This window comes from Streptomyces sp. NPDC058401, assembly GCF_042722885.1.
Taxonomy (GTDB): Bacteria; Actinomycetota; Actinomycetes; order Streptomycetales; family Streptomycetaceae; genus Streptomyces.
Window position 1 is genome coordinate 1 of the sequence record NZ_JBHXKA010000235.1, and the last position, 6,498, is coordinate 6,498.

At 73.0% G+C, this 6,498-nt stretch carries 8 protein-coding genes; 6 read left to right on the plus strand and 2 right to left on the minus strand.

What is annotated here, in order from left to right; all coding sequences use genetic code 11:
* On the plus strand, window positions 1–492 hold a 492-nt coding region (locus ACFWNV_RS38865), incomplete at its 5' end, for an MMPL family transporter (protein ID WP_383956825.1).
* 128 nt (window positions 493–620) lie between these two features.
* On the opposite strand, the gene ACFWNV_RS38870 is transcribed toward ACFWNV_RS38865, so the two are convergent.
* Window positions 621–1,088: an SsgA family sporulation/cell division regulator gene (locus ACFWNV_RS38870; RefSeq protein WP_383956828.1), complete on the minus strand. Its 468-nt coding sequence runs from the start codon at window positions 1,086–1,088 to the stop codon at window positions 621–623.
* Between the two features lie 207 nt (window positions 1,089–1,295).
* Here ACFWNV_RS38870 and ACFWNV_RS38875 point away from each other — a divergent pair, with 207 nt between their 5' ends.
* The 5 genes from ACFWNV_RS38875 to ACFWNV_RS38895 all read left to right on the plus strand — a co-directional run bounded on the left by ACFWNV_RS38875 (window position 1,296) and on the right by ACFWNV_RS38895 (window position 5,653).
* Complete coding sequence (locus tag ACFWNV_RS38875) at window positions 1,296–2,348, plus strand: energy-coupling factor ABC transporter permease (protein ID WP_383956832.1); 1,053 nt, start codon at window positions 1,296–1,298, stop codon at window positions 2,346–2,348.
* Window position 2,349: 1 nt separating this feature from the next.
* Entirely contained in the window at window positions 2,350–3,111 is a 762-nt protein-coding gene (cbiQ, locus tag ACFWNV_RS38880) for a cobalt ECF transporter T component CbiQ (RefSeq protein ID WP_383956835.1), read from the plus strand.
* Window positions 3,099–3,884, plus strand: coding sequence for an energy-coupling factor ABC transporter ATP-binding protein (locus tag ACFWNV_RS38885; RefSeq protein ID WP_383956838.1), 786 nt, complete (start codon window positions 3,099–3,101; stop codon window positions 3,882–3,884). The genes cbiQ and ACFWNV_RS38885 overlap by 13 nt, the downstream gene beginning before the upstream one ends.
* A 60-nt stretch (window positions 3,885–3,944) precedes the next feature.
* Window positions 3,945–5,102 carry a serine hydrolase domain-containing protein gene (locus tag ACFWNV_RS38890; protein WP_383956840.1) on the plus strand — a complete coding sequence of 386 codons (1,158 nt, stop codon included), beginning with the start codon at window positions 3,945–3,947 and terminating at the stop codon, window positions 5,100–5,102.
* 74 nt (window positions 5,103–5,176) lie between these two features.
* On the plus strand, window positions 5,177–5,653 hold the full coding sequence (locus ACFWNV_RS38895) for a YbaK/EbsC family protein (protein ID WP_383956843.1): 477 nt from the start codon (window positions 5,177–5,179) through the stop codon (window positions 5,651–5,653).
* 23 nt (window positions 5,654–5,676) lie between these two features.
* On the opposite strand, the gene ACFWNV_RS38900 is transcribed toward ACFWNV_RS38895, so the two are convergent.
* The coding region (locus tag ACFWNV_RS38900) for a penicillin-binding transpeptidase domain-containing protein (protein WP_383956846.1) at window positions 5,677–6,498 on the minus strand (822 nt) is incomplete at its 5' end.

A 6,498-nucleotide genomic window follows, 5' to 3' on the forward strand; every position in this document is an offset into this window, starting at 1 on the left:
GGCTCGCTCTTCGGAGTGGAGCAGACCGGTCCGATCATGTCGATGATGCCGATCTTCATGGTCGGCGTGGTCTTCGGTCTGGCCATGGACTACGAGGTCTTCCTGGTCACCCGCATGCGTGAGGCGTACGTCCACGGGGAGCGGCCGGGCCAGGCCGTCGTCACCGGGTTCCAGTACAGCGCCCGGGTGGTCGTGGCCGCGGCCGTCATCATGATCGCGGTGTTCTCCGGCTTCATGGGCGCCAGCGACCAGATGGTGAAGATGATCGGCTTCGGCCTGGCCATCGCCGTCTTCTTCGACGCCTTCGTCGTCCGCATGACCATCGTCCCGGCCGTCCTCGCACTGCTCGGCCACAAGGCCTGGTGGCTGCCGAAGTGGCTCGACCGGATCCTGCCGAACGTGGACGTGGAGGGCGAGAGCCTGCGCAAGCACCTCGGCGACTCCGCGGAGGGCTCCGGTCCCGACAAGGACCGCGAGCTGGCCAACGTCTGACCCTTCGGACGGCAGTACGCGTACGCAGAACGGCCCCGCACCGGGTGGTGCGGGGCCGTTCTGCGTTCTGCGTTCCCGTTCTCGTTCCTGTTCTGCGTTCCCGTGGAACCGGGCGGGGCCGGCTGGGCCTAACGGGTGGCCGCGGGCGCGGGTGCGTACGTACGGCGCAGGAAGCGGCGCAGGGCGGCGATGTCGAACTGCACCACCGCGACCCCCTCCGGGGAGTGGAACTCGACGACGGCCTGGACGCGCCCGCAGGGCCAGACGCGTACGTCGCCGGTCCCGGTCGGGGCCTGGAGGCCGGCCTCCAGGAGGGCGCGGGGGAAGACCCACTCGTTGTCGGTGCCCTCGGGGGAGAGGTCGGCGGGGAAGACGATCCGTACGGCCAGCGGCTCGGCGGGGACGAAGCGCAGGGCGACCGGGATGGCCCGGTAGAGCGGATCGTCGGTGATCACTCGGGCGCGCACCCGCTCCTCGACGAAGGGGGCCCCGTCGAAGGGGGCCTCGGCGAAGGAGGACTCGACGAGGGGGGCCGTGGCGGTCGCGGCCCAGGTCGAGGCGGCACCTGCGGATGGATTCTCGGCGGCGGCTGACATCGACAAGACTCCTCGAATCGGAACAATTACGTCCGTATTGCCCCCAGCCTCGCACATTCCCACGAATCCGCACGGGGCTATTTGGGGCGGCACCGCTCTTGCCAACTGTTCGCAAGAAGGCCCTATTCTTGAACGGTTAAAGACTTTGTCAGCTCAACGGACCGGTCGCCGGACCGTTCGCCGGACCGCAGGAAGCGGAGCAGAACCATGCATGTGCCCGACGGCTTCATCGATGCCCCCGTCTCCATTGCCGCAGGTGTCGCCGCCGCCGGAGCCGTGGCGGTCAGCCTCCGCGGCGCCCGCCGGGAGCTCGACGAGCGCACGGCGCCGCTCGCCGGCCTCGTGGCCGCCTTCATCTTTGCCGTACAGATGCTCAACTTCCCCGTCGCGGCCGGAACAAGCGGCCACCTGCTGGGAGGTGCGCTCGCCGCGATCCTCGTCGGCCCCTATACGGGTGTGCTGTGCGTGTCCGTGGTCCTGCTCATGCAGGGCCTCCTCTTCGCCGACGGCGGTCTGACCGCCCTCGGCGTCAACATCGTCACCATGGGCGTCGTCACCGTGGTCGTCGCCTACGCCGTCTTCCGCGGGCTGGTCAAGCTGCTGCCCGACACCCGCCGCTCGGTCACCGTCGCCGCCTTCGCCGGAGCCCTGCTCTCCGTGCCCGCCGCGGCCACCTTCTTCACCCTCCTCTACGCCCTCGGCGGCACCACCGACGTGCCGATCGCCAAGGTGTTCGGCGCCATGGTCGGCGTCCACGTCCTCATCGGCATCGGCGAGGCCGTCATCACCGCCGCCACCGTCGGCGCCGTGATCGCCGTCCGCCCCGACCTCGTCCACGGCGCCCGCGGCCTGGCCGCCCCGCTGAAGCTGCGCGTCGGCGGCGAACTGGTCGACGCCCCCGCCCCCGCCGCCGCGCCGGTCGCCGCCCGCTCCACCAGGCCCGTCTGGATCACCGGACTGGTCGCCGCGCTGGCCCTGGCCGGCATCGTCTCCTTCTACGCCTCCTCCAGCCCCGACGGACTGGAGAAGGTCGCCGCCGACAAGGGCATCGACCAGAAGGTCACCGAGCACGCCGCCGCCGACTCCCCGCTCGCCGACTACAGCGTCAAGGACGTCTCCGACGCCCGTCTCTCCGGCGGCCTCGCCGGGGTCATCGGCGTGGGCGCGACCGTCCTCGTCGGCACCGGCGTGTTCTGGACCGTGCGCCGCCGCCGCTCCGCCGACCTGACGGCCGCCTCCACGGCCGTACCGGCCGCCTGACATGGGCGCGGGCCACGCCCACAAGCTCTACCGGCCGGGGCGCTCCCCGGTCCACGACCTGCCGCCGCACTGCAAACTCGCCGCGACCTTCGGTTTCGTGGCCGTCGTCGTGTCCACACCGCGCGAGGCGGTGTGGGCCTTCGGCCTGTACGCCGTCCTCATCGCGGCGGCCACCGCCGTGGCCCGGATCCCGCTCGGCTTCCTGCTGCGCAGGCTCCTGATCGAGGTGCCCTTCGTCGCCTTCGCGGTCCTGATGCCCTTCGTGGCCCAAGGCGAGCGGGTGGAGGTCCTCGGCATGTCGCTCAGCGTCTCCGGCCTCTGGGGCGCCTGGAACGTCCTGGCCAAGGGCACCCTCGGCGTGGCCTCCTCCGTGCTCCTGGCCTCCACCACCGAACTGCGCGCCCTGCTGCTGGGCCTCCAGCGGCTCAAGCTGCCGCCGCTCCTCGTCCAGATCGCCTCCTTCATGATCCGGTACGGGGACGTCATCGGCGACGAGCTGCGCCGGATGTCCATCGCCCGCCGCTCCCGCGGCTTCGAGGCGCGCGGCATCCGGCACTGGGGGGTCCTCGCGAAGACCGCCGGAGCCCTGTTCATCCGCTCCTACGAGCGCGGCGAACGCGTCTACCTCGCGATGGTCAGCCGCGGCTACGCCGGCTCCATGCCGGTGATCGACGAGGCCGTGGCCACCCGTACGCAGTGGGCGTACGCGGCCGCCCTCCCGGTGACGGCGCTCGCCGTCTGTCTGATGGGATGGACCCTGTGAGCCCTGTGAACGCACCCACGCCCGCGACCCCGCCCTCGCTGGAGGTCTCCGGCCTCGCCTACGCCTACCCCGACGGCCACCAGGCCCTCTTCGGGGTCGACCTCACGGTCGGGCACGGCGAGCGGGTGGCGCTGCTCGGCCCCAACGGCGCCGGCAAGACCACCCTGGTGCTGCACCTCAACGGCATCCTGAACGGCGGCGTCGGCTCCGTGAGCGTGGCCGGGCTGCCCGTGGAGAAGCGGAACTTCGCCGAGATCCGCCGCCGGGTCGGCATCGTCTTCCAGGACCCCGACGACCAGCTGTTCATGCCGACCGTCCGCGAGGACGTGGCCTTCGGCCCGGCCGCCGCCGGACTGCGCGGCGCCGAGCTGGAAGAGCGGGTGCGGGGCGCCCTGGAGCAGGTCGGGATGGCCGCCTTCGCGGACCGGCCCCCGCACCACCTCTCCTTCGGGCAGCGCCGCCGGGTCGCGGTGGCGACCGTACTGGCCATGCGGCCCGAGATCCTCGTCCTGGACGAGCCGTCCTCCAACCTGGACCCGGCCTCGCGCCGCGAGCTCGCGGACATCCTGCGCTCCCTGGACGTCACCGTGCTGATGGTGACGCACGACCTGCCCTACGCCCTGGAGCTCTGCCCGCGCGCGGTGATCCTCAGCGAGGGCACCATCGTGGCCGACGGCAGGACCCAGGACGTGCTCTGCGACGAGAAGCTGATGCGGGCCCACCGGCTGGAGCTGCCCTTCGGGTTCGACCCGCGCTCGGTCGTCGTCGGCTGAGCATGCCCCGGGGCCCCCGGACGGTGGCATAACCGCCGGTCGGAGGTTGTTGCACAGGCCGTGGACATCAAGGGTGTGGTGGCGGAGGGCTTCGAGCCCGTCAGGGACGCGTTCGTACGCAACTTCCAGGTGCTCGGGGACCGTGGCGCGGCGGTGGCCGTGTACCGCGACGGGCGCAAGGTCGTGGACCTCTGGGCCGGCACCAAGGACGCCGAGGGCACCGAACCCTGGGCCGAGGACACCGCGCAGATCGTCCGCTCCGCGACCAAGGGCGTGGCCGCGGCCGTACCGCTGCTGCTCCAGCAGCGCGGACTGCTGGACCTGGACGCGCCGGTGAGCTCGTACTGGCCGGAGTTCAAGGCGGGCGGCAAGGAGCGGACCCGGGTCCGCGACCTGCTCGCGCACCGCGCGGGCGTGCCGGCCCTGGACCGCGGGCTGACGGTGGCCGAGGCCGCGGACGGGTTCTCCGGAGCGCGTGCGGTCGCCGCCCAGCAGGCCTTCTGGGAGCCCGGCACCGAGCACGGCTACCACGCGCAGACCTTCAGCTGGCTGCTGTCCGAGCTGGTGCTGCGGGCGACCGGCCGCTCGCTGGGGGGCATCCTCGCCGAGGAGATCGCGGAGCCGCTGGGCCTGGACTTCTGGATCGGCCTGCCGGAGTCCGAGGCGCACCGGGTGGGCCGGGTGGCGCCGGTCGATCCGCCGGAGAGCGCGGGCACGCTCAGGACCCGGCCGAAGCGAAACGTTTCCGCGGCCTACGCCGATCCGGACTCCCTCACCCGCCGCGCCTTCGCGGCCATCGACCCGCTGCCCGACGAGAACGACCCCGCCTACCGGGCGGCCGAGCTGCCGGCCTCCGCGGGCATCGGCACGGCCCGCGCCCTGGCCCGCTTCTACGCCGCCACCATCGGCGTGGTGGAGGACGGCGCGCGGATCTTCACCCCGGCCACCACCGCGCTGGCCGGCAAGGAGCTGTCCTCGGGCCCCGACCGCGTGCTGGTGGTCAACACCCGCTTCGGCCCCGGCTACATGCTGCACGGCCCGGCCTCCCCGCTGCTGTCCCCGGCCTCCTTCGGGCACCCGGGCCGCGGCGGCTCGCTGGCCTTCGCGGACCCGGAGGCGGGCATCGGCTTCGGCTACGTCACCAACGCCCACGCCAAGTCGGTCACGGCCGACCCGCGGGCCCAGGCCCTGGTCCGGGCGGTCCGCTCGGCGCTGTAGCAGGCCCGGCAGGCCCGGCGGGCCCGGCGAAAAGGGCGTCGCACGGGCGGGTCGGGGAGCGCTAGCGTGCCTCCATGACGACCACCACGGTGCACCCCCTCTTCGCCGAAGCCCTCGCCGCACTGGGGCTGGAGCCGGACGTACGGAGCTTCCCCGACGGGACCCGCACGGCCGCCGACGCGGCCGCCGCGATCGGCTGCGAGCTCAGCCAGATCGTGAAGTCGCTGATCTTCGCCGCCGACGGGGTTCCCGTCCTGGTCCTCATGGACGGGGCCTCCCGGGTGGACGTGGAGGCGGTGCGCCGCGAGCTCGGCGCGGGCGCCGTGACCCGGGCGGACGCGGCCCTGGTCCGGGAGACCACGGGCTACGCCATCGGCGGGGTGCCGCCCTTCGGGCACCGCACCCGCACCCGGGTCCTCGCGGACCGCTCCCTGCTGGCCCACGAGGTGGTCTGGGCGGCCGCGGGCACCCCGCACACGGTGTTCCCGATGGATCCGCGCGAGCTGATCCGGCACGCGGGGGCCGCGCCGGCCGACGTACGGGAGGGCTGACCGGGGCGCGCTGCCCCTCGCCCTCAGCCCGCGTTCAGGACGGCCGCCACGATCGGGCCCGCCGCGTCGCCGCCGTGGCCGCCGCCCTCGACCATCGCCGCGGCCGCCACGTCGCCGCTGAAGCCGGTGAACCAGCTGTCCGGGTTCTGCGCCCCGTCGACCTCCGCCGAGCCGGTCTTCGCGCCCTTGTCGGAGCCGTGGACCGAGGACATGGCGCCCTGGGCGGTGCCCGAGGCGGCCGTCAGCTTCATCATCCGCACGAGCTGCGCCGCCACCGAGGGCTTCATCTTCCGGGTGGCCTTCGCGATCTCGCGGCCGTCCAGCGAGGCCTTGACGACGACCGGCTGGCGGAACACCCCGGTGCGGGCGGTCGCCGTGACCGAGGCCATCGTCAGCGGGTTCATCTGGATCTGGCCCTGGCCGATGTACGCGGCCGCCGCGGCCGGACCGGTCGCGGCCGGGACCTTGCCGTCGACGGTGGGCACGCCGACCTTCCACTCGACGCCCTCGCCGATGCCGAAGACCTCACGGGCCTCCTTGGGGAGCGCGTCGTCGTCGTCGACCGGCTTGATCTGCTTGATGAAGGCGGTGTTGCAGGACTGGGCGAAGCTCGTCGCGAAGGTCTCGCCGTCCAGCTTGAAGCCCTTGAGGTTCTTGAAGGTCCTGCCTCCCCACTGCACCTCCGCCGGGCACTCGGCGACCTTGTCGGCCGCCACCAGACCCCGGTCCAGCAGCATCGCCCCGGTCACGATCTTCATCGTGGAGCCGGGGGCGCGGGCCCCGCTGAGGGAGGCGGGGAAGCCGTCCCCGCGGTGGTCGGCGACGGCCAGGACGTTGCCCGTGCT